The sequence below is a fragment of the Sneathiella sp. P13V-1 genome, assembly GCF_015143595.1.
Classification (GTDB): domain Bacteria; phylum Pseudomonadota; class Alphaproteobacteria; order Sneathiellales; family Sneathiellaceae; genus Sneathiella.
The window spans coordinates 425,907-446,782 of record NZ_WYEU01000002.1 but is presented as its reverse complement, the minus strand read 5'-3'; the positions used below and the strand labels follow the sequence as shown (position 1 = coordinate 446,782).

The window sequence follows — 20,876 nt, the reverse complement described above, 5'->3', positions numbered from 1 at the left end:
ATGCGCCGCTTCGCCCACTTTCTTCTTACAACAACCTGTCTTGGTTTTGCTGGTATTGCCAGCAGTTCCGCTATGGCTCAGTCATACGCAAATTCGCAAGACATTTCCTTCGAGAAAGACTCGCTCTTTTCTGCGGATGAAATCCAATATGATCAGCAGTCGGACATCGTTACAGCCAAAGGCAATGTCGAAATAGTACAAGGGGAACGCGTCCTTAAAGCGGATCAGGTTGTCTATAACGTGCGCGCGGACCGTATTACAGCCAGCGGAAATATTGTCTTGGTGGAACCAAGCGGTGAAGTACTTTTTGCAGATCAGATTGAGTTGCAGAATGAACTGAAAACCGGAGCCGTAAACGGGATAAGAATTCTGTTTACAGATAATTCAAGGCTGGCTGCAGGTAGCGCCCAAAAACTGGACGAGAACAGGACACGCCTGAATCAGGCCGTTTACACGACATGTAATCTCTGCAAAGAAGATCGAAATGCTGACCCGTTGTGGCAACTTAAATCGGAGAAGGTAGAACACGATAAAGCTGAGAAAACGATCACATACCGAAATGCGGTATTGGAGTTCTTTGGTGTTCCCGTTTTATACACTCCGTATTTCAGTCATCCAGACCCAACCGTTAAACGGGAAAGTGGTTTTCTTGCCCCAACAGCATTCGATTCCTCTTTTCTGGGGTATGGTGTCAGCCTTCCTTATTATTACGTGATCGATGAAGATAAAGACCTGACCTTCACGCCAACAATTACGACCAAAGAAGGCGTTCAAATCGCAACCGAATACAGGCAAGCCTTTGAAACCGGGGACATGGTGCTGGATGCTTCTCTTACTTATGTCGATGAACGGACATCAAATAACGACAAAACCGGTGATCAAGAGTTTCAAGGACACATACGCGGTGTGGGTCAATTTGACCTGGAGAAAGGCTGGAGTTGGGGTTACGACTTTTTTGCCACCAGTAATGACACCTATCTCGATAAATATGACATCAGTAGTGAAGATACTCTCACGTCGACAGCTTACCTCCAGGCAATTCGCGGACGTAATTTCGGAAAGCTAAGTGCCTATGCGTTTCAGGGCTTGGAAGCAGAAGATGATTCCGGGGAAACTCCCCTTGTCCCAGCGTGGCTTGAATATTCTTATGTAAGTGAGCCAAACAAATACGGCTCTCGATTTAACTTCGACTTAGATGGACTGGTTCTTTTCAGAAGTGAAGGACAGGATACCAATCGCATTTCCGCCTCTGCGGGCTGGCACCTACCTTACACGTCTCCATCTGGACAGCTAATAAATCTGGACGCCAAGCTGAGAGGGGATCTCTATTACACGAGGGACCAGCTTGCTGATCCTTTTGATCCAAATAGTGACACTTCAGATGAGTTTACAGGACGTGTTATCCCCTCCCTTTCGTTAAAATGGAGTTATCCTTTTGTCAGGCAAGCAGGCAAAGTCCGTCAAACAATCGAGCCTATTGTTGAAGCGGTCTGGTCCGAAGCTTTTGGTAGTGATGATACTCCAAATGAAGACAGCCTTAGCTTTGAATTTGACGATACAAACCTGTTTGGTACCAACCGCCATGTTGGACTTGATGAGGTTGAGGAAGGCATCCGCGTAAACTATGGAATGAATTTTGGCTTCTACGGAGAAAACGGTGGCTATACATCGTTGATGATCGGACAAAGTGTATTTGAAAGTAACAACACTGGATTTAGTGAGGGCAGCGGCCTGGAACAGCAGCTATCCGACTATGTCACGCGCCTCGAAATTCAACCCTCCGAGTTTTTCAAATTAACGCACCGTACCCGTATTGATCAGGATGATTTCTCCTTCTCTAGAAATGAAGTCGACCTGTTCTTGGGGACAGATGAAAACTGGCTAAATGTGAGCTATTTGAATCTTGCTGATGATCAAGTTCTTACTGGTATTCAAAGCCAGCATCAAATTGATCTGAAAGGTCGAGTGAAATTTGCCGAATATTGGAGTACATATGGCGGATATATTCGCGATCTTGAAGATGATGGTGGATCCATTGAGGCCCGACTAGGTATTGAATATCTAGATGAGTGCTTCGGCTTTGCCTTAGAAGCCAAGAAAACCTTTACCCGCGATCGCGATGTAGAACCTTCAACATCAATAGGTTTCAAAATCCGATTGTTGCCCTTTAACTAGTGACATGCCATACATTAAGTAATGAGCTGTTGCGAATTTGTATCTGTTTTTTTAAAAAAGCGCTGAGAAATTTTATGTTGTTGAAAAAACTACTAAATATCCTGATGGTCGGCACCATATTGGTCGCCGCCTCAACAGCGGTAAGAGCCCAGGAAGTTCAGAAAATTGTCGCCATTGTTAATGAGGACATTATTTCAGGGTTTGATGTGATTCAACGCATTTCTCTGCGGATCTTCATGGGAGGCTTGCCTGATACCAGAGCGACCCGTGAGCAACTCGTTGCATCGACAATCAATACACTCATCGATGACAGGTTAAAGGCTCAGGAAACAGCCCGTTTTAATATCAGCGCCAGTGATGGTGAGGTTAATAGCGCGATTGAGCGATTTGAACAAAGGTACGGCATACGTCCTGGAATGGCTGAACCGGCCCTAGCCTCCAAGAAAATTGCCCTGGATAGTCTCATTGATCAAATACGCGTCGCTATCGCTTGGGACAAACTGATAAGACGTCGTGTAGTTCCTCGTGTCAATGTTACTGAAGAAGAAGTAAAAGCAGAGCAGCAACATCTTCGCGAGAATAAAGGGAAAAATGAGTACCTGATCAGCGAAATTTTTATGGCTGTGGATATTCCAACAGAAGAAGCGAAAATATCTGATCAAATAACCAGACTATACGAACAGCTGGGTAAGGGCGCAGATTTCGGTCGCGTTGCCACTCAGTTTAGCCAGGGACCAACTGCCTCAAAGGGTGGTGAGATGGGCTGGTTTATGGCAGAAGATTTGGAGCCGTCCATTGGACAAGTGGTCGCTGGTAAGAAAAAGGGGGCTGTTCTCCCTCCAGTTAGAGGACAAGATGGCTATTACATTGTTTCTATCAACGATGTCCGACAAATCCTGAGCGACAAACCGGGAGACAGTCAAATCGATCTCAGCCAGATTGTCATTCCTGTAAAGCTAGCAGAACAAACAGGTAGAACGGACAGCCAAGCTCAACTAGCACAATCCGTAAGCCAGTTTGTCGACAATTGTGAGTATCTACCACAAATGTTCCAAGAGATTTCCAACCCTCAGACGGGTAAAATGGGTCGTGTTCAGTTAAGCAAACTGCCGGATAACATAAAAAATATAGTCGGGAACCTTCAACCGGGGCAAGCCAGTGCACCATTCCTCGATAAAGACGTTTACCGCATCTTCATTGTGTGTGATCGCGTAGATGCCAACACACAGAGTGACAGTGAAGATGCCATTCGTCAGAAACTTGGAGCGCAGCGTATCGAGGCCCGCGTTGTTCGTTACCTTAATGATCTACGCCGCGAAGCTGTAATCGAATCCCGCTAGTGTCCAGCTTGGAGACAGAGTGATGCCTGCACCATTAGCCGTAACAATGGGAGACCCTTTTGGGATCGGCATTGAGATCTGTCTTAAAGCCTGGTTGCAAAGAGAGGTTGCACATCTGGCTCCATTTTTTATTGTCGGAGACGCTGAAACCATAATTGAATACGCCCGCAAAATTGGGCTTGGCGTTCCTATTGAAGTTGTAGAAGATCTAAACGATATCACGCCCCTGTTCTCCAACGCATTGCCTGTGTTGGATCCACAAAAAGGGGCCACAGCACCGGCCCATACAATAGCAGCAATAGATAAGGCCGTTGAACTCTGTCGATCAGGTGCAGCTTCCGCTATGGTAACCGCTCCTATTCAGAAAAAACGACTATATGATGCTGGTTTCAAACAACCTGGTCACACTGAATATCTTGCGGAAATAACCAATTGTTCTGGAAAAGAAGTGATGATGCTTGCCTGCTCAGAACTACGAGTAGTCCCGGCAACAATTCACATTCCCATCGCTGAAGTGCCGAGAAAACTAACCGCTGAACTTCTGGAAAAAGTAATTCTCACGACTTCCAATGATCTGAAATCCCGATTTGGAATTTCAAACCCACGTCTCGCGATCGCTGGTCTCAACCCTCATGCTGGTGAGGGGGGAAGCATCGGTGAGGAGGATGAGAAACTAATCCGGCCTCTTGTGGAACAACTTGCCAATCAGGGAATGGCCTTAAGTGGCCCTCATTCTGCTGACACTTTATTTCACAAAGCTGCGCGCGAGACCTACGATGCTGCGATCTGCATGTATCACGATCAGGCCCTGATCCCCATCAAAACCATCGACTTTGATGGGGGAGTAAATATAACGCTCGGTCTCCCTATCATTCGAACATCCCCCGACCATGGAACAGCCGATGATATTGCCGATATGGGAATTGCCAATCCAGCAAGTATGATCGCTGCAATCAAAATGGCATCGCAGATGGCTGAAGCCTCAGGACATTATAATGAGTAACGGCGAAAACCTCCCTCCCCTTCGGGACGTGATAAATAAATATGGCCTGCGCGCAGAAAAATCACTTGGTCAAAATTTTCTTTTGGATTTAAACCTGACAGGCCGTATCGCCAGATGCGCAGGTAAACTTGAAGGCGAAACGGTGATGGAAGTTGGCCCCGGTCCTGGTGGCTTAACCCGAGCAATTTTATCCGAGGGCGCGGCAAAACTTGTTGCCATTGAAAAAGATACTCGTTGTCTGGAGCTGTTGGCGGAAGTTTCTGCAGACTACGATAATCGCCTTACAGTTCTAAATGAAGATGCACTTGAGATTTCAGAAGAAGACCTTCTGGGTGAGAAAGCACATATTATTGCAAATCTGCCCTATAATGTGGCGACCCCCCTTCTTATTAAGTGGTTGAAAAAACGTCATTTATTTAAATCAATGACGCTGATGTTCCAAAAAGAGGTCGCTGACAGAATTGTTGCAGCACCACGCACCAAAGCCTATGGCCGCCTATCCATCTTAAGTCAGTGGCTATGTGATACGTCCAAGCAATTTGACATATCGCCCAAAGCCTTTACCCCGCCGCCCAAAGTAACCAGCACAGTAATTAAACTGGTCCCATTGGAACAGCCACGGTATGAAGCAAAGCAAGAGATTTTGGAGAAAGTCGTTGCGGCCGCATTTGGTCAACGTCGCAAAATGCTTCGGGCCAGCTTAAAACCACTTGGCGGCAACCCGGAAGAACGGCTTGAAAAAGCAGGTATAAAACCGACAAGCCGCGCAGAAGAACTGGGTGTAGAAGAGTTCTGCGCGCTTGCCCGAGCGTATGAATGAAGGGTTAATACCCTTCTCTCAAGGCATCCACAAACTGCAAAAGGCCAGTACGCCGAATTCGACGGACACGCTCAGCTTTCAAAATTGCCTTCACTTCACCGATGCATCTTTCAAGGTCATCATTGACCACAACATAGTCATACTCAGCCCAATGACTAATTTCCTCTGATGCTTTGGACATCCGGCGCGCAACGACTTCATCGCTATCTTGCGCACGTGTTTTCAAACGTGTCTCCAAAGATTTGGTAGAGGGCGGCAAGATAAAAATACTGACTAGATCATCACCGGCTTTTTGCGCTAGTTGCTGCGTTCCCTGCCAGTCAATGTCAAAAAGGATGTCTTTTCCTTCCGACAATGCATCTTCTACCGGTTTTGAAGGCGTGCCATAATAATTATCGAAGACTTTTGCGTGCTCCAAAAGTTGGCCCTTGTTCACAAGCAGGTTGAAATCGACCGGTTCCATGAAAAAATAGTCTTTTCCATCGACTTCACCCGGGCGCGGCTTTCTGGTTGTGGCAGATACCGACATGGACAATCTGTCATCATTCTCCAACAGAGCTCGAGAAATGGTACTTTTACCAGCTCCGGAAGGAGAGGATAAAACCAACATCAAGCCACGCCGTTTAATCGTGATGGTTTCTGTATTCTGAGACAAAAAACTAGTTCCTATTCGATATTCTGTACTTGTTCCCGCAAGCGATCGATAATCACTTTCATATCCAAACCCACTTGTGTCAGGCTTTTATCATTGGATTTGGAACACAGGGTATTAGCTTCGCGATTAAACTCCTGGCACATAAAATCCAGACGCCGTCCGATCCCGTCTTTATGGCCCCGGTTCAAGATTTCCAGACAACTTGTGACATGCCCTTTCAAGCGATCCAATTCCTCTGAGATATCTGCCTTAGTTGCAATCAGCGCAAGTTCCTGCTCAATACGGCCCTCATCCAACTCCTGTTTGGAAGCGAGCAATATCTCCATTTGCCGATTTATACGCTCCTTAACCGCTTCAGGTCTGAGAGCCGCGCTTTTCTCCGCCTCTGAAATCAGGTTTTGAATTGTTTCAACTTGCTCCTTCAAGACAGGGGTAAGTTGAACGCCTTCATGATCCCGAGCCTCTTTCAAGGCTTCTAGGGCCTGCTCAAAACTATTGAGAAGCTCTGCCTCAAAAACTTCCTGATCTTCCTCATTTAATCGAGACTGTTCTGCCTGTTCGACTACACCTCGAACATTCAACAATCCATCAATTGAAGCGGGTTGAAGATGCTCCGCATTCTCCTGAGCTTTGGCGCATTCAATCAGTTGCTTTAAGAAGATTTCGTTTATCTGGTACTCGGTTTTGCTGCCGCTACGTTGCAATTGTAGATGAATGTTTATTGTTCCTCGTTGGAACATGTGCTTCATCTTTTTTCGAGCGACTTCTTCTACTCTATCCAATCCACCAGGAAGACGGCACCGGATTTCAAGCCCACGCCCATTGACGCTTTTCAACTCCCACAGCCAAGTAAATTCTTCCCACGCGCCAGAAATGCGGGAAAATCCTGTCATGCTTTGTAAGGTCAAAGGGCCCTCGCTCGCCGTAATTAATCGATGTGAGTTTATACTCCCGTTGATTAAGCCAAACAAGGGAACAGCATATTTACAGGTATTTTTCTTGAGAAGATAAGATAGTTTTGTTGAAAAAAGCATAAACCGCAACAAACACAAAACCAATGACATATGATGTAGCAGCCATCAATAAATTTCTTTCAACGTCATCCTGAATTGAAAATGAGCTTACGAATGGGTAGCTCGCTAAGCCTAAAATGCCGCCTGCCGAGCCAAGTATCCAGCTATCTTTAAAGTGAGTTCTGGTAAAAGCCATTTTATGAATTGCCCGCGCAATTCTACATGACTGAAGGGTAAGCGAACCACATCCCGCCCAAAGGAAAAGCAAGGCAAAGAGGACATATTTCCTCTCCTCCCCCCCAAAAGACGCATCGGGCCAATCTGGCAGGAATAAGTCGGCGAAGGTAAATAATGGCAAAATCACCAACATCAATACCGCCGTAAGAAACGCAATACCCCCTAACAATTTGCTACCTCTGATGCTTTGCTCAATGGTATCCCCATTAACACCCGTGGCGGGGTATAAAATGCTGATCACATCCTGATAGGCAACTTTCAGATCCGCATAGGCATTCGCAGGCGTTTCACTATCAGTGCGGACAATTGCCTTGTTCAAGAAATCAGCTTTTGTATCCGGGACAGGTGTAGGATGATGTAATAGAAATCGCGCCACCAGGACTGCATATCGCCGAAGATCTTTTTCTCGGTTATTTCCATGCTCGAAATATTTCGGCTCACCTTCGGCCTGAACATTTTGCTTTTCATCTACCGATTGATGGACTTCAGGCAGATGTTCAGGTTCAGGCTCCGTCTCATGATCTGGCAGGATTACATAACCCGCCCCTAAATTTTCGACATTCAGCGTTCGTTTTTGAATGGGTGGACTTATAGGTTTCTCATTCACTTTTTCTGAGGACTGATCAGATTTTTCAGCCTCTTCTTCCAACTCAGATGTCAATTCAGAAAGCTTCAAATCCTTGAGGGGCGGTGCAGTTGGCATCGGAACTTCATCTGATTGAGCGATATTTTTCTCTACAGTCGCAGCTTTTTTGGGTTTTGCTTCTTCTGAAAAATTATCTGCCTTAATTTTCAGTTGGGAAATCTCGTCTCTCAATTCTTCGAGATACCCGCGTAACTCTCGGCGCTGTTTTAGTAGCGTTTGAATGGAATCCCGTGTGGCCGACATACCAACTCCCCTTAAAGTTGAAGTTCTTCAGCACCAACGTTGGAGAGGAGGAATTTGTGAAAAATCAGTTGGATTTTCGGGCGCGTTCAATCTTACGCCAGGCACGCACGTTGCGATTATGTTCGGCGAGGGTCTTCGCGAAAACATGCCCCCCGGTACCATCAGCCACAAAGTAGAGGTCGTCAGTTTCTTTTGGATTCAAGACAGCTTTGATACTGGCAAGACCGGGGTTACAGATTGGTCCCGGCGGCAAACCCGATATCACATAAGTATTGTAAGGGTTTTCATTTTTCAGATCCGATTTGCGGATAGGCCTGCCAAGATCTTCTTCGCCCTTGGTTATTCCGTAAATCACAGTTGGATCTGACTGAAGGCGCATTTTCTTCTTCAAACGATTGAGAAAGACCCCGGCAACATGCGGTCTCTCTTCTGCTTTCCCTGTCTCTTTCTCAACAATAGACGCAAGGGTAAGCAGTTCATTTTTGTTGCGGATTAGGTCGTTAGGCTTGAAGTCTTTCAAGACTTCTTCCAATGCCTGATCCATTCCCGCTTTCATTCTGGAAATGACCTGATCGCGGCTGTCACCACGGGTAAAATTGTAGGTTTCAGGGAGAATTACCGCTTGCGGGAGAACACCTGAAATATCACCGACCAATTTATCTTCTTTGTTAAGAAGGGCTACAATCTCCCGGCTCTGAAGGCCTTCCGGTATTGTAATGGAATAGGAAATGCTTTTACCTGATACAATGACCTGCATTGCTTCTTCGGGACTTAGACCCGCAGGAAACAGGAACTCTCCGGCTTTCAAACGCTTCTGCTGTTCTTTCAGGCGTACACCAAAGATAAAAGAGAGTTCATTTTCGATGATACCTTCGCTATGCAATTTCGTCGCGATAGACCTCAGCCCCTGCCCCTTCTCTAGGATAAGAACCTTGTCTTCAGCCAAAGGGCCAGGACGCGTAAACAGGTGCCAGCCGTAACCAGCCAGTGCACCTAAGGCGATATTGAAAAGGAGAAAGAGGCCAAGCAGAAAAAGCAGGAACTTTTTCATCTCAGCCCCGTTTTTCTATTAGACCCGCTTCATCACAAGGCTGGCGTTCGTGCCACCAAAGCCAAAGCTGTTGGAGAGAACAGCATCAACCTTCTTCTCTTGAGCCACATTTGGAACCAGATTGATATCCAGACCATCAGATGGGTTTTCGAGGTTGATCGTTGGCGGAAGAATACCTTCATTCATCGCCATGATAGAGAAAATTGCCTCAACACCACCAGCAGCACCTAACAGGTGACCAATTGCAGATTTAGTGGAGGACATCGCCAATGTATCAACATCACTTGCGAACAGGCGCTTTACAGCACCTACTTCGATTTCATCGCCAAGTGGTGTAGATGTGCCATGTGCGTTCACATAACCGATATCTGAAGTATTCAAGCCAGATTTCTTCAGCGCCATCTGCATTGAGCGGAAACCACCATCACCGTCACTTGCCGGGGCTGTAATATGATATGCATCGCCAGAGAGACCATAGCCGATAACTTCAGCGTAGATTTTCGCGCCGCGTTTCTTCGCGTGCTCATATTCTTCCAGAACAACAACGCCGGCGCCCTCACCCATGACAAAACCATCTCGGTCTTTGTCATATGGACGGGACGCTTTTGTAGGATCGTCATGGAAATTTTTGGAGAGTGCCTTTGCGGCAGAGAAGCCTGCATAACCAATGCGGCACATAGCAGCTTCGGCGCCACCTGCAACCATCACATCCGCATCATCACAAGCGATCATGCGCGCAGCGTCACCGATTGAGTGCGCGCCTGTGGAACAGGCAGTAACCACGGCATGGTTTGGACCTTTATAACCGTGGCGGATGGAAACCTGACCTGAAACCAAGTTGATCAACGCACCAGGAATAAAGAAAGGGCTGATCCGGCGTGGGCCCTGCTCATGCAATTTGATAGAATTTTCTTCAATTGATGGCAGACCACCGATGCCAGAGCCAATGGAAACGCCTGTACGGAAGAAATCTTCCTCTGTCTCAGGTTTCCAGCCGGAATCTATGATAGCTTCTTCTGCGGCAGCAATCCCATAGATAATAAAGCTATCTAGCTTCCGTTGCTCTTTCGGGGCCAACACTTCGTCGGCCCGAAAGGCATCTTCAATATTTTCATCAACAGGCACCTCACAACCATATTGTACGGCCAAACCTTCCGTATCAAATTTGGTAATCATTCCTGCACCGGATTCACCGTTAATCAGCCTTTTCCATGATGCCTCAACACCATTTGCCAAAGGGGTAACAAGACCCAGTCCGGTCACAACTACACGTCGCATGTCAGTTCCTATCGATAAATGAAAATCACAAAGAGTTCAGTCGTCGCGCCCTGATAAATTAAGCAGCGTCGATAAATTCGATAGCGTTTTTCACTGTCAGAATTTTTTCAGCAGCGTCATCTGGGATTTCAATGCCGAATTCTTCTTCGAAAGCCATAACCAGCTCAACTGTATCCAGGCTGTCGGCGCCCAGGTCATCAATGAAGCTTGCTTCTAATGTTACTTCCTCTTCTCCAACACCAAGATGTTCGATAACGATTTCCTTAACGCGTTTTGCTGTATCACTCATTCGTTCTGTCCTTAGATCTCGCGGCAGTTAAACTTCAACTTCTTCAATACCCCCGGGGCCGAAATAATACAAGCGGCAACCGACGGTAAAAATATCGTGGCGTTCCTATCACACTTTATCCGCATTGCAAAGCAAAGCTGTTACGATCCGGGAACTGCACGCTAGTTATGTGCAAATTATGTTAGAAACAAGGCCACGACAATAATTAAATCATGGCCATACCACCGTTTACATGCAGGGTCTGACCCGTCACATAAGCGGCTTCATCAGAGGCCAAATATAGAACGGCAGCGGAGATATCTTTAGGGTCTCCTAGGCGTCCAGCAGGCACGTTGCCCAGCAGGTTTTCTTTCTGGTCATCGGACAATTCATCTGTCATGGCAGTTTTAATAAACCCTGGTGCCACACAGTTTACAGTGATGCCGCGACCAGCCACTTCCTGCGCCAGTGATTTAGACATACCGATCATACCGGCTTTGGAGGCTGCATAGTTCATCTGGCCGGGATTACCGGTTACACCCACGATGGATGTGATACCAATGATCCGACCTGACCGACGCTTCATCATGCCACGCAGGCAATTTTTAGACAGTTTGAACGCGGCCTTCAGATTAACATTGAGAACGGAATCCCAATCTTCATCTTTCATGCGCATGGCAAGGCCATCACGTGTCAGACCAGCATTATTCACAAGAATGTCAACTTGTCCCATTGCTTCTTCGGCTGCTTTGATAAGGCCATCAACAGCTTCCATATCAGACAAGTTGCAGGGAACTACATGAACACGCTCCCCAATTTCCTTGGCAACTTCCTGAAGCACTGCTTCACGAGTACCTGACAAAGCAACAGTGGCACCTGCGTCATGCAGGTCTTTTGCGATCTGAGCACCAAGACCGCCAGAAGCACCTGTTACAAGTGCGCACTTACCAGTTAAATCAAACATTTCACTCTCCTGTTCTGTATCGTTCCTTGTCCCGCCTTAGAGCGAGCCCAGGAAAGCCTCAATATCTGCTGGACCCTGAATTGCGGTCCCGTTCATATCTTTATTAATTCGGCGAACCATCTGGGTCAGAACCTTGCCTGTACCGAGTTCAACCAGCTGCTCTACGCCTTGCTCCCCCATATAAAGAACAGACTCGCGCCAGCGCACGCGACCAGTAACCTGCTCAACAAGTTGTTTGCGGATAGTCTCTGGATCACTGACTTGAGAAGCTGTCACATTTGCCACAACAGGCAATGACGGCGGTGTAATTGTCACCTTGGCAAGTTCTTCCGCCATACGATCCGCGGCCGGCTGCATCAGTGGGCAATGGAATGGTGCGCTAACAGGCAGCATCATTGCTTTGCGAACACCTTTTTCTTTGGCGAGTTCAATTGCACGGGCAACGGCATCTTTATCACCAGAAAGAACCACCTGACCAACAGCATTATCATTTGCTGCGACCACAACACCTTCACCGGCTTCTGTTGCTTCTCTTACAAGTTCTTCAACGGGATCAATATCCATGCCCAACAATGCGGCCATCGCGCCTTCACCCACAGGAACCGCCTGCTGCATGGCTTGGCCACGTGCTTTCAACAGCCGCGCCGCATCAGACACGGACAACGCACCAACTGCTGTCAGCGCAGAATATTCACCCAGAGAGTGGCCCGCCACAAAATCAGCTATATCGGCAAGTTTGAAATTCCCTTCGCTTTCCAAAACGCGGGCGACAGCGACACTCGTACCCATCAAGGCGGGCTGTGTGTTTTCTGTTAGGGTGAGATCCTCAATTGGCCCTTCGAACATCAGGCTGGTCAGCTTTTGACCGAGGGCGTCATCAATTTCTTCAAATACTTCTCGTGCTGCTGGAAAGGCATCGGCAAGTTCCTTGCCCATACCAACTGCCTGGCTACCCTGTCCCGGGAAAACGAATGCGCGTTTCATTATATTTTGGGTCCAATCATAGTTAAATTGACCTGACAGTCATATTACGTCAGTTTTTCCTGTCAAGCCCACTTGATTAACTTCAGGAAATATGTATAGTCCGCGGCCTCGATAACTCCTTGCCGGCGGAGGCCGGCTTAGTTTGATCGGTTGGTTATTTTTCCAACTCCAAACATTTATTAGCCATAAGGAGCTTTTACATATGCCTCTATACGAGACAGTTTATATTGCACGTCAGGACATTTCCACTCAACAGGTGGAAGCACTGACAGAACAAATGTCAGCCTTCATTACTGAAGGTGGCGGAACAGTCGCAAAGGTCGAAAACTGGGGCCTGCGCAACCTTGCCTACAAAGTTAAAAAGAACCGTAAGGGTCACTATGTTCTTATGAACATCGATGCCCCAATTCCAGCCGTGAAAGAAATGGAACGTAATCTTCACCTGAACGAAGACATCCTGCGTTACATGACCATTCGCGTAGAAGAGCTGGAAGAAGGCGATTCTGTAATGCTGCAGAGCAAAGGTCGTTCCGGTGGTCGTCGCGACCGTGAAGAAGGTGAAGAAGACAAAGTTGAGACTTCTAAATCCGAAGACGAAACTACTGAAGCCGTTGAAGGAGAAGAATAATGTCTAATACACGTCGTCCTTTTTTCCGTCGCCGTAAAACATGTCCTTTCTCCGGAGAAGGTGCACCAAAGATTGACTATAAAGATGTCAAACTTCTACAGCGCTTTGTTTCCGAACGCGGAAAAATCATGCCAAGCCGTATCACTGCTGTATCTGCAAAGAAACAGCGCGAACTGGCTAAAGCAATCAAACGTTCCCGCAACCTTGCGTTGCTGCCGTTTGTCGTAAAGTAAGTTGCACCTAAGGGCAGGAAACTGCCCTGCCCCTTGGCAGGTCCTATGAGCAAGAATCTGGTGATCAATTTCGTTCTGGGTTTGGTGTGTTTTACATTTCTGTTCTTTGCACTCTCTGAGAATGCCGGACAGGGTGTGAATGCCAATCCTATTCAGGTTATCGGCTTGCTTATTCTGTCGGTGGTTCCCCTCTTTCTCTCCGGATTAGGTTGGGGAATTGTTGGCAGTATCGTAACGGTCCTTACAGTGTCAATTGTAAGCGGCGTTATTCTGGATCCGCTATTTGGCCTGATCTACGCCCTCGTCTGTGGATTGCCTGTGGTTATTTTAACCAGACAGGCTCTTTTGTGGAGAGAGGATCAAGGTCAGATATCCTGGTACCCAGCGTCGAACCTGATGGTGAGCTGGACCATTATCAGTATTGCCCTTTCATGTGCTGCATTGGTTTTAATGTACACGGAAGATGAGTTGAGAGCAGATATGGTGAAGAGATTTGACTTTGCCTTCGAACAACTCGCCAAACAGGGTAATGTGAACACAAACATAAAAGCTGAAGAACTGGTTTGGTTTGTACCTCAGTTTTTTGGTCTTTTCTGGGGTCTTGTTTTTATGGCCGCCGGCAGCCTTGCACAAGGATTGCTGGTACGTTTCAATAAAAACTTACGCCCCACACCTGAGTTGTCCGGCTTTGCACTGCCCAATTGGGCTTCCATCGTCTGGATAGCGGTTTTAGCGATCGGAGTTATCGGAGGGATCGCCAAACCGTTTTTAGGTGCCGTGGCACTGATTTTGGGATTTGCCTTCTTCGTACAGGGGATGGCTGTCATTCACAGGGTATCAATGGCGTGGACCTTTAGAGGCCCGTTATTGGCTGTGGTGTATATAATTGTGATTTTAATGATCTGGCCGGCACTAGTGATTACTGCACTGGGGTTGGTCGATAGTTGGGTTGGATTTAGAGGTCGCCAATTGGTGTCCCCCAATCAGGAGAAAGACTAATGGAAATCATTCTGTTGGAGCGTGTTGAGAAACTCGGCCAAATGGGTGATGTCGTTTCTGTAAAGAACGGCTACGCTCGTAACTTCTTGTTGCCACAAGGTAAAGCCCTTCGTGCCAACAAAGCAAACCTTGAAGTGTTTGAAAACAAACGCGCTCAGCTTGAAGCTGACAACCTGAAACGTAAAGACGACGCAGCTTCTGTTGCAGAACGTCTGGACGGTGAAGTGTTTGTTCTGATCCGTGCGGCTAGTGAAAGCCAGCAACTATACGGTTCAGTGAGCACACAGGACATTGCACGTGTTGTTTCTGAAAATGGTACAACAATCGACCGTAAACAGGTCGTCATGGACAAAGTTCTGAAAACTCTTGGACTGCACGAAGTCCGTGTTCGTCTGCACCCAGAAGTTAGCGTCAACATCACTATCAACATTGCCCGTTCTCAAGACGAAGCTGAAATTCAGGCACGTGGCGAGTCTGTTGAAGCTGTTGCTGAAGCTGCTCTTGATGCACGTGACGAAGCTGTTGCTGATGTTTTTGAATCAACTGCTGATCAGGAAGAAGAAGAAGCATAATCGCTCTTTCTTTTCTGAGAAATTAAATGGCGTCTGGAAACAGGCGCCATTTTTTTATCCCCGCCTCTTTCCCACTGAATCCGCAGACATGCTGCCCTTTTGACAGTTATCCACCTTATTCACAGGCTGTGAATAAATTTATCCACAACATGTGAGTTAAATTCGCCTGATGAAAAACCTAAAATGCGCTGGTGCGTGGGATCAGATTTGATAAACTTGGGATCATGGAAAATACTGTCCCGACCACCGACCTGGAAACAGGCAATGAAGACCTGCCCGCCTATCGTTCAATGCCCCATAATCTGGATGCTGAACGAGACCTTTTGGGCGCGATCCTGATCAACAATGAAGCCGCCGCAAAGGTCAATGCCTTTCTGAAACCAGAACATTTCTTTGAGGGTGTGCATGCCCGCATATACGAGGCAGTATCCATTCTGATTGACCGTGGTGAAATTGCGGATCCAGTCACTCTTAAATCTTATTTCGACCGGGACGAAGCCTTGGCGGATATTGGCGGCGCGCAGTATTTGGCCCGCCTGGCCGCTTCTGCGACGACAATTATCAATGCTGAAAACTACGGCCGCATCATTTATGATCTGGCACTTCGTCGTGAATTGATCAATCTGGGAGAAGATATCGTCAACACCGCCTATGACAGTGAATTGACGGAAACCTCTTCCACGCAAATTGAAAATGCTGAACGCCAACTGTTTGCCCTTGCTGAAACAGGAAGCCATGAAGGCGGCCTCTCACCTGTTCGCAACGCGGTGAGCCAAGCAGTAAAGAGCATCGAAGAGGCATTCCAGCGGGATGGCAACCTGGTAGGTGTCACCACAGGCCTTCGGGATATGGATGCCAAATTGGGTGGCCTTCACAATTCAGACCTGCTGATCCTTGCGGGACGCCCATCCATGGGTAAGACATCCCTTGCCACCAACATTTGTTATAATGCGGCGAAAGCTCATAAAAACAGTGACGGAAAAGAAGGTGCCGCAGTTGCCTTCTTTTCACTTGAAATGTCAGCAGAACAACTTGTCGGTCGTATTCTTGCCGAAGCTACCGAGATCAGCTCTGAGAAGCTCCGCCGCGGCGATCTCACAGATGATGAGTTTGCCAATCGTCTGGTGCCCCAAAGCGCCATGCTGGCGGAACTTCCGCTGTTTATTGACGATACACCGGCCATTTCAATCGCAGCACTTCGTACCCGCGCCCGGCGTCTAAAAAGAAGTCATGGTCTTGGCCTTATTGTTGTCGACTATCTGCAATTGATGAAAGGTAGTGGCCGGACCGATAGCCGTGTTCAGGAAATCTCTGAAGTGACACAGGGCCTGAAAGCCGTGGCTAAGGAGCTGGATATTCCGGTCATCGCGCTTTCTCAGCTTTCCCGTCAGGTAGAAAGCCGCGATGACAAACGCCCGCAGCTTTCTGACCTTCGTGAATCCGGTTCCATTGAGCAGGATGCCGACGTTGTTATGTTCGTGTATCGCGAAGAATATTATGAAGGCCGTAAAGAGCCAACCGAAGGAACCCCAGAACATATTGAATGGCAGGAGCGAATGGCGCGTGTCCACAATATGGCGGAGGTAATCATCGGCAAACAGCGTCACGGTCCCATTGGTAACGTCCGTTTGCAGTTCCAGTCCGAATTTACGCGCTTTGGTGATCTGGCGTTGGATCAGTACTTGCCGGAGCATCATGAATGAGGTCAGAGGATCTTGCCGGAGGTATATTGCGCATTGATCTGGATGCGCTTGTCCAAAACTATGAGATCCTGAACTCTCAGGCCCCAAAAGCAGAATGCGCTGCTGTTGTGAAAGCCAACGCTTACGGTCTGGGCGCCGACCGAATTGGCCCTGCTCTGTGGAATAAGGGATGTCGCACCTTTTTTGTCGCCTTACCCGAGGAAGGGATCAAACTTCGACACAAACTACCCCAAGCGCAGATTTTTATCTTAAACGGGTTATTGGGTTCTGCAGATACTTATACCGAAAATAGCCTGATCCCAGTAATCGGTGATCTTCAATCACTTAAAAAATGGAACGGCTTTGCAAAAAGCAAAGGCCTTAAGCTCCCTGCTCTGCTGCATATAGACACAGGTATCAGCCGACTAGGTTTTGTGGCAAGTGACTTAGAAGCACTTCATGATGTAACCTATTGGGATCATATAGAAATTCTATATGTGATGAGCCATCTGGCCTGCGCCGATGAAGCTCAAAACCCGATGAACTACATCCAAAGAAACAAGTTACAGGAACTTCGGTCTCAACTGCCTGAAAATCTTCAAAATCTGCCCATATCTTTCGCAAATTCCAGCGGGATTTTCTTAGGACAGGATTACCACTTTGATCTACTGCGCCCCGGCGTGGCTCTCTATGGGGCAAACCCGACACCTGACAAAGACAATCCAATGTCCGATGTCATTGAATTAAAAGGAAAAATCTTACAAGTTGATACGCTTGACAAAGGTACAACCGTTGGATACGGTTCGACCTACATAACGCAAGGCAAAGAACGGATTGCCAAGATTGCCATTGGGTATGCCGACGGGTATCCACGTAACCTTGGTGGAATTGCTGAAGTTGGCATTGATGGCGCGCGGGCACCGATTGTGGGGCGCATATCCATGGATATGCTGACTGTCAATATGACGGCGATACCAGAAGAAAAAAGCCGTGCGGGGGAGTATGTGACATTGATCGGTGACGGGATCACCTTGGAGGAAGTTGCGGAAAAATCCGGAACCATTCCTTACGAGATCCTGACGTCTTTAGGGCATAGATATTACCGTGACTATGTCGGCGGGGAGTAAACGGGGCAGAGTTATGGAATGGAATTTTCTTGCCGCAATCGGACGGGTTGCACTTAAATTTATGACCGCAGTCGGTCACTTAAGCCTGTTTACCGTTCAAACAGTCCGCCACATCTTCCTCCCTCCATTTTATCTTAGAATTTTCCTTCGCCAGTTGATGCAGATCGGCTATTTCTCTTTGCCGGTTGTCGGAATGACCGCCCTGTTTACGGGCATGGTGCTTGCCTTGCAGATTTATGTGGGCTCCTCTCGTTTTAACGCAGAAAGTGCTGTGGCGACCATTGTGGTCATTGGTCTGACACGCGAGCTGGCACCGGTGCTATCCGGTTTGATGGTCGCCGGCCGTGTTGGTGCGGCGATCGCTGCGGAAATTGGCACCATGCGGGTTACCGAACAGATTGACGCACTCGTCACTTTATCTACAAACCCGTTCAAATATCTGGTGGCGCCGCGCGTGCTTGCAGGCATGATCACCCTCCCCATCCTTGTATTAGTTGCGGATATTATCGGTGTGTCCGGTGGGTATCTTGTCGCAACTGAATCTCTTGGTTTTAACCCCAGCTCCTACATCAAAAATACCTTTGATTTCCTTGAAACCCGTGATGTTGTTTCTGGTCTGATCAAGGCATCCGTCTTCGGGTTTATTGTCTCTTTGATGGGTTGTTACCACGGATTTAATTCCACTGGTGGCGCGCAAGGAGTTGGACGCGCAACAACAAATGCGGTTGTCTCCTCCTTTATTCTGATCCTTGTCAGTGACTACTTCCTGACCGTTCTTCTGCTGGATTGATTGAATGACGGAAGTACCTGCGATATCCCTTCAGAACGTCTGCAAATCGTTTGGAAATAAACACGTTCTAAATGACCTTTCCCTTGATATCGCGAAGGGTGAGTCGGTCGTCGTCATCGGTGGGTCCGGCACTGGAAAATCCGTCATGCTGAAATGCATTCTGGGCCTTCTTCATCCTGAAAGTGGAGAAATCCACCTCAATGGACAATCGGTTCTCGACTTATCCAAAGAAGACCGGGAAAAAACACTGAATAACACGGGAATGTTGTTTCAATATGCTGCCCTTTTTGACAGCTTACCTGTTTGGGAGAATGTCGCCTTTGGGCTAATACAGGCGCAGGGTATGAAACGCAAAGAAGCCAAGGAAATTGCCATCGAAAAACTGGCACTGGTTGGACTTGGCCCTGAAATGGCAAATAAAAACCCGGCTTCCTTGTCCATCGGCATGCAAAAGCGTGTGGGCCTTGCTCGCGCCATTGCAACAAGCCCTGAAATCATCTTCTTTGATGAACCAACCACTGGCCTCGACCCTATTATGGGGGACGTCATTGATAATCTCATTCGGGATTGTACCGAACATTTGGGCGCGACAACTCTGACCATTTCCCATGATATGGAAAGCGCGCAGAAAATTGCGGATCGCATTGCCCTTATTTACAAAGGGTCGGTTGTTTGGGTAGGCCCTGCTGATCAGATTGAGGATTCTGGCAATCCTTATGTTGAACAGTTCATCAAGGGTGATATAAACGGCCCTATCGAATTGGATATCCTCAAGCCCTGATAGGGATTTTATGGCAAGAGTAACTGAACATTTTTCCTGTCAAAACTGTGGTGCAAGTTACCGCAAATGGCAGGGTAAATGTGACGCCTGCGGCGAATGGAATTCCATTGCAGAAGAAGCCACCAACGAAGCGGTTCCTAAAGGTCTTTCAAGTGGTAAAGGACGAAAACTGGAATTTACGTCCCTTGATACGGTCGCCAAGGAATATAAAAGGGCCAATTGTGGTGTCGCAGAACTAGACCGCGTTTTAGGTGGTGGTTTTGTACCCGGCTCGTCAGTGCTCATCGGTGGTGATCCGGGTATCGGCAAATCCACCATCCTATTGCAGGCCGTTGGGGTGATGGCCAAGCAAGGCTACAAATGCACCTACATCTCTGGGGAGGAGGCAACCACTCAGATATCCATGCGTGCCAAACGCCTTGGATTACAGGACAGCCCTGTAAAACTGGCGGCGGCCAATTCCATCCGGGATATCGTCACAAGCCTTGAAAAGCAGGACGCCCCGGATCTTCTGATTATCGACTCTATCCAGACTATGTATGCAGATAATCTGGATAGCGCCCCTGGCACTGTCTCTCAGGTGCGTGCCTGTTCACAGGAATTGATCCGCCTTGCGAAAAAACTCAACTGCGCTCTGATGCTGGTGGGGCACGTGACCAAGGATGGGCAAATTGCTGGCCCTAGGGTTCTTGAGCATATGGTGGATACGGTTCTCTATTTTGAAGGCGATCGTGGTCATCAGTTCCGAATTTTGCGGGCGGTTAAGAATCGTTTCGGTGCGACCGATGAAATCGGCGTCTTTGAAATGACTGATAAAGGCTTGAAGGAGGTCAGTAACCCTTCTTCTCTTTTTCTGGGCAATCAGGAAAAAGCGATCAGCGGGGCATCTGTTTTTGCAGGTATGGAAGGCACTCGCCCTTTGCTGGTCGAAATACAAGGACTTGTTGCCCCCTCACAGCAAGCAACCCCGCGCCGCGCAGTTGTTGGCTGGGATTCAAGCCGTTTGGCGATGATCCTTGCGGTGCTGGATGCCCGTTGCGGCCTCTCCCTTACAGGTAATGAGGTCTATCTGAACGTTGCTGGTGGTCTCAGAGTCAATGAGCCAGCAGCCGACCTTGCCGTCGCGGCTGCCCTTGTATCATCAATTTCCGATGTCCCTGTTCCCGAAAATAGTATCATTTTTGGTGAGATTGGATTATCAGGTGAAATCAGAGCTGTCGGTCAGACGGATGCCCGTCTGAAGGAAGCCGCGAAATTGGGTTTCACCACTGCCATCATACCGGTTGGCAGTAAAGTGAAAGAAAACTCCATTCGCACGATTGAGATTGAACATTTGTCAGAGATCGTGCGGTTGTTCACGGCAAACACCAACGAGAGTTAGGTTTAA

Annotated in this window: 21 protein-coding genes; 13 read left to right on the top strand and 8 right to left on the bottom strand. The window is 47.8% G+C overall.

Annotation, left to right across the window (positions count from 1 at the left end; all coding sequences use genetic code 11):
- The 4 genes from GUA87_RS09180 (at position 1) to rsmA (ending at position 5,338) form a co-directional block, all read left to right on the top strand.
- On the top strand, positions 1-2,175 hold the full coding sequence (locus tag GUA87_RS09180) for an LPS-assembly protein LptD (RefSeq protein ID WP_193716256.1): 2,175 nt from the start codon (positions 1-3) through the stop codon (positions 2,173-2,175).
- A gap of 74 nt (positions 2,176-2,249) precedes the next feature.
- Positions 2,250-3,515, top strand: coding sequence for a peptidylprolyl isomerase (locus GUA87_RS09175; protein ID WP_193716255.1), 1,266 nt, complete (start codon positions 2,250-2,252; stop codon positions 3,513-3,515).
- Between the two features lie 22 nt (positions 3,516-3,537).
- Positions 3,538-4,518, top strand: coding sequence for a 4-hydroxythreonine-4-phosphate dehydrogenase PdxA (pdxA, locus tag GUA87_RS09170; protein WP_193716254.1), 981 nt, complete (start codon positions 3,538-3,540; stop codon positions 4,516-4,518).
- Entirely contained in the window at positions 4,511-5,338 is an 828-nt protein-coding gene (gene rsmA, locus GUA87_RS09165; protein ID WP_193716253.1) for a 16S rRNA (adenine(1518)-N(6)/adenine(1519)-N(6))-dimethyltransferase RsmA, read from the top strand. The genes pdxA and rsmA overlap by 8 nt, the downstream gene beginning before the upstream one ends.
- Positions 5,339-5,342: 4 nt before the next feature.
- Here the strand turns inward: rsmA and gmk are convergent, their stop codons facing one another.
- The 8 genes from gmk to fabD all read right to left on the bottom strand — a co-directional run bounded on the left by gmk (position 5,343) and on the right by fabD (position 12,677).
- The gene (gmk, locus tag GUA87_RS09160) at positions 5,343-5,948 is read right to left on the bottom strand and encodes a guanylate kinase (RefSeq protein WP_193717013.1); all 606 of its coding nucleotides are present in this window, start codon (positions 5,946-5,948) and stop codon (positions 5,343-5,345) included.
- A 56-nt stretch (positions 5,949-6,004) separates the two neighbouring features.
- Entirely contained in the window at positions 6,005-6,901 is an 897-nt protein-coding gene (locus GUA87_RS09155) for a YicC/YloC family endoribonuclease (RefSeq protein ID WP_227711815.1), read from the bottom strand.
- A 76-nt stretch (positions 6,902-6,977) separates the two neighbouring features.
- Positions 6,978-8,132, bottom strand: coding sequence for a hypothetical protein (locus GUA87_RS09150; protein ID WP_193716251.1), 1,155 nt, complete (start codon positions 8,130-8,132; stop codon positions 6,978-6,980).
- A gap of 64 nt (positions 8,133-8,196) precedes the next feature.
- On the bottom strand, positions 8,197-9,183 hold the full coding sequence (mltG, locus tag GUA87_RS09145) for an endolytic transglycosylase MltG (protein WP_193716250.1): 987 nt from the start codon (positions 9,181-9,183) through the stop codon (positions 8,197-8,199).
- Positions 9,184-9,201: 18 nt separating this feature from the next.
- Positions 9,202-10,461 (bottom strand): beta-ketoacyl-ACP synthase II, encoded by a 1,260-nt coding sequence (fabF, locus tag GUA87_RS09140; RefSeq protein WP_193716249.1) that lies wholly within the window; start codon positions 10,459-10,461, stop codon positions 9,202-9,204.
- Positions 10,462-10,519: 58 nt separating this feature from the next.
- On the bottom strand, positions 10,520-10,750 hold the full coding sequence (locus tag GUA87_RS09135; protein ID WP_193716248.1) for an acyl carrier protein: 231 nt from the start codon (positions 10,748-10,750) through the stop codon (positions 10,520-10,522).
- Positions 10,751-10,955: 205 nt separating this feature from the next.
- The gene (gene fabG / locus GUA87_RS09130; RefSeq protein WP_193716247.1) at positions 10,956-11,693 is read right to left on the bottom strand and encodes a 3-oxoacyl-[acyl-carrier-protein] reductase; all 738 of its coding nucleotides are present in this window, start codon (positions 11,691-11,693) and stop codon (positions 10,956-10,958) included.
- 36 nt (positions 11,694-11,729) lie between these two features.
- The gene (gene fabD / locus GUA87_RS09125) at positions 11,730-12,677 is read right to left on the bottom strand and encodes an ACP S-malonyltransferase (RefSeq protein WP_193716246.1); all 948 of its coding nucleotides are present in this window, start codon (positions 12,675-12,677) and stop codon (positions 11,730-11,732) included.
- Between the two features lie 202 nt (positions 12,678-12,879).
- On the opposite strand from fabD, the gene rpsF reads away from it, so the two are divergent.
- From rpsF to radA, 9 genes are all read left to right on the top strand, one after another.
- A complete protein-coding gene (gene rpsF / locus GUA87_RS09120) occupies positions 12,880-13,305 on the top strand; it encodes a 30S ribosomal protein S6 (protein ID WP_193716245.1) in 426 nt (141 codons plus the stop codon).
- Positions 13,305-13,538, top strand: coding sequence for a 30S ribosomal protein S18 (gene rpsR, locus GUA87_RS09115; protein WP_193716244.1), 234 nt, complete (start codon positions 13,305-13,307; stop codon positions 13,536-13,538). The genes rpsF and rpsR overlap by 1 nt, the downstream gene beginning before the upstream one ends.
- A gap of 45 nt (positions 13,539-13,583) precedes the next feature.
- Positions 13,584-14,537, top strand: a complete 954-nt coding sequence (locus GUA87_RS09110; RefSeq protein ID WP_193716243.1) for a DUF2232 domain-containing protein — start codon at positions 13,584-13,586, stop codon at positions 14,535-14,537.
- A complete protein-coding gene (rplI, locus tag GUA87_RS09105; protein ID WP_193716242.1) occupies positions 14,537-15,109 on the top strand; it encodes a 50S ribosomal protein L9 in 573 nt (190 codons plus the stop codon). The genes GUA87_RS09110 and rplI overlap by 1 nt, the downstream gene beginning before the upstream one ends.
- Positions 15,110-15,333: 224 nt before the next feature.
- Positions 15,334-16,812, top strand: a complete 1,479-nt coding sequence (locus GUA87_RS09100) for a replicative DNA helicase (protein WP_193716241.1) — start codon at positions 15,334-15,336, stop codon at positions 16,810-16,812.
- The gene (alr, locus tag GUA87_RS09095; RefSeq protein WP_193716240.1) at positions 16,809-17,918 is read left to right on the top strand and encodes an alanine racemase; all 1,110 of its coding nucleotides are present in this window, start codon (positions 16,809-16,811) and stop codon (positions 17,916-17,918) included. Before GUA87_RS09100 ends, alr begins: the two co-directional genes overlap by 4 nt.
- Positions 17,919-17,931: 13 nt before the next feature.
- Entirely contained in the window at positions 17,932-18,708 is a 777-nt protein-coding gene (locus GUA87_RS09090; protein ID WP_227711814.1) for an MlaE family ABC transporter permease, read from the top strand.
- Between the two features lie 4 nt (positions 18,709-18,712).
- On the top strand, positions 18,713-19,489 hold the full coding sequence (locus GUA87_RS09085; RefSeq protein WP_193716239.1) for an ABC transporter ATP-binding protein: 777 nt from the start codon (positions 18,713-18,715) through the stop codon (positions 19,487-19,489).
- Between the two features lie 10 nt (positions 19,490-19,499).
- Positions 19,500-20,870 carry a DNA repair protein RadA gene (gene radA / locus GUA87_RS09080; protein ID WP_193716238.1) on the top strand — a complete coding sequence of 457 codons (1,371 nt, stop codon included), beginning with the start codon at positions 19,500-19,502 and terminating at the stop codon, positions 20,868-20,870.
- Positions 20,871-20,876: the final 6 nt, after the last annotated feature.

What these genes read in the sequence shown, in the direction of transcription:
- GUA87_RS09180 (WP_193716256.1), top strand. Translation starts at nt 1, where the DNA reads ATGCGCCGCTTCGCCCACTTTCTTCTTACAACAACCTGTCTTGGTTTT.
- GUA87_RS09175 (WP_193716255.1), top strand. Translation starts at nt 2,250, where the DNA reads ATGTTGTTGAAAAAACTACTAAATATCCTGATGGTCGGCACCATATTG.
- pdxA (WP_193716254.1), top strand. Translation starts at nt 3,538, where the DNA reads ATGCCTGCACCATTAGCCGTAACAATGGGAGACCCTTTTGGGATCGGC.
- rsmA (WP_193716253.1), top strand. Translation starts at nt 4,511, where the DNA reads ATGAGTAACGGCGAAAACCTCCCTCCCCTTCGGGACGTGATAAATAAA.
- gmk (WP_193717013.1), bottom strand. Translation starts at nt 5,948, where the DNA reads ATGTTGGTTTTATCCTCTCCTTCCGGAGCTGGTAAAAGTACCATTTCT.
- GUA87_RS09150 (WP_193716251.1), bottom strand. Translation starts at nt 8,132, where the DNA reads ATGTCGGCCACACGGGATTCCATTCAAACGCTACTAAAACAGCGCCGA.
- mltG (WP_193716250.1), bottom strand. Translation starts at nt 9,183, where the DNA reads ATGAAAAAGTTCCTGCTTTTTCTGCTTGGCCTCTTTCTCCTTTTCAAT.
- fabF (WP_193716249.1), bottom strand. Translation starts at nt 10,461, where the DNA reads ATGCGACGTGTAGTTGTGACCGGACTGGGTCTTGTTACCCCTTTGGCA.
- GUA87_RS09135 (WP_193716248.1), bottom strand. Translation starts at nt 10,750, where the DNA reads ATGAGTGATACAGCAAAACGCGTTAAGGAAATCGTTATCGAACATCTT.
- fabG (WP_193716247.1), bottom strand. Translation starts at nt 11,693, where the DNA reads ATGTTTGATTTAACTGGTAAGTGCGCACTTGTAACAGGTGCTTCTGGC.
- fabD (WP_193716246.1), bottom strand. Translation starts at nt 12,677, where the DNA reads ATGAAACGCGCATTCGTTTTCCCGGGACAGGGTAGCCAGGCAGTTGGT.
- rpsF (WP_193716245.1), top strand. Translation starts at nt 12,880, where the DNA reads ATGCCTCTATACGAGACAGTTTATATTGCACGTCAGGACATTTCCACT.
- rpsR (WP_193716244.1), top strand. Translation starts at nt 13,305, where the DNA reads ATGTCTAATACACGTCGTCCTTTTTTCCGTCGCCGTAAAACATGTCCT.
- GUA87_RS09110 (WP_193716243.1), top strand. Translation starts at nt 13,584, where the DNA reads ATGAGCAAGAATCTGGTGATCAATTTCGTTCTGGGTTTGGTGTGTTTT.
- rplI (WP_193716242.1), top strand. Translation starts at nt 14,537, where the DNA reads ATGGAAATCATTCTGTTGGAGCGTGTTGAGAAACTCGGCCAAATGGGT.
- GUA87_RS09100 (WP_193716241.1), top strand. Translation starts at nt 15,334, where the DNA reads ATGGAAAATACTGTCCCGACCACCGACCTGGAAACAGGCAATGAAGAC.
- alr (WP_193716240.1), top strand. Translation starts at nt 16,809, where the DNA reads ATGAGGTCAGAGGATCTTGCCGGAGGTATATTGCGCATTGATCTGGAT.
- GUA87_RS09090 (WP_227711814.1), top strand. Translation starts at nt 17,932, where the DNA reads ATGGAATGGAATTTTCTTGCCGCAATCGGACGGGTTGCACTTAAATTT.
- GUA87_RS09085 (WP_193716239.1), top strand. Translation starts at nt 18,713, where the DNA reads ATGACGGAAGTACCTGCGATATCCCTTCAGAACGTCTGCAAATCGTTT.
- radA (WP_193716238.1), top strand. Translation starts at nt 19,500, where the DNA reads ATGGCAAGAGTAACTGAACATTTTTCCTGTCAAAACTGTGGTGCAAGT.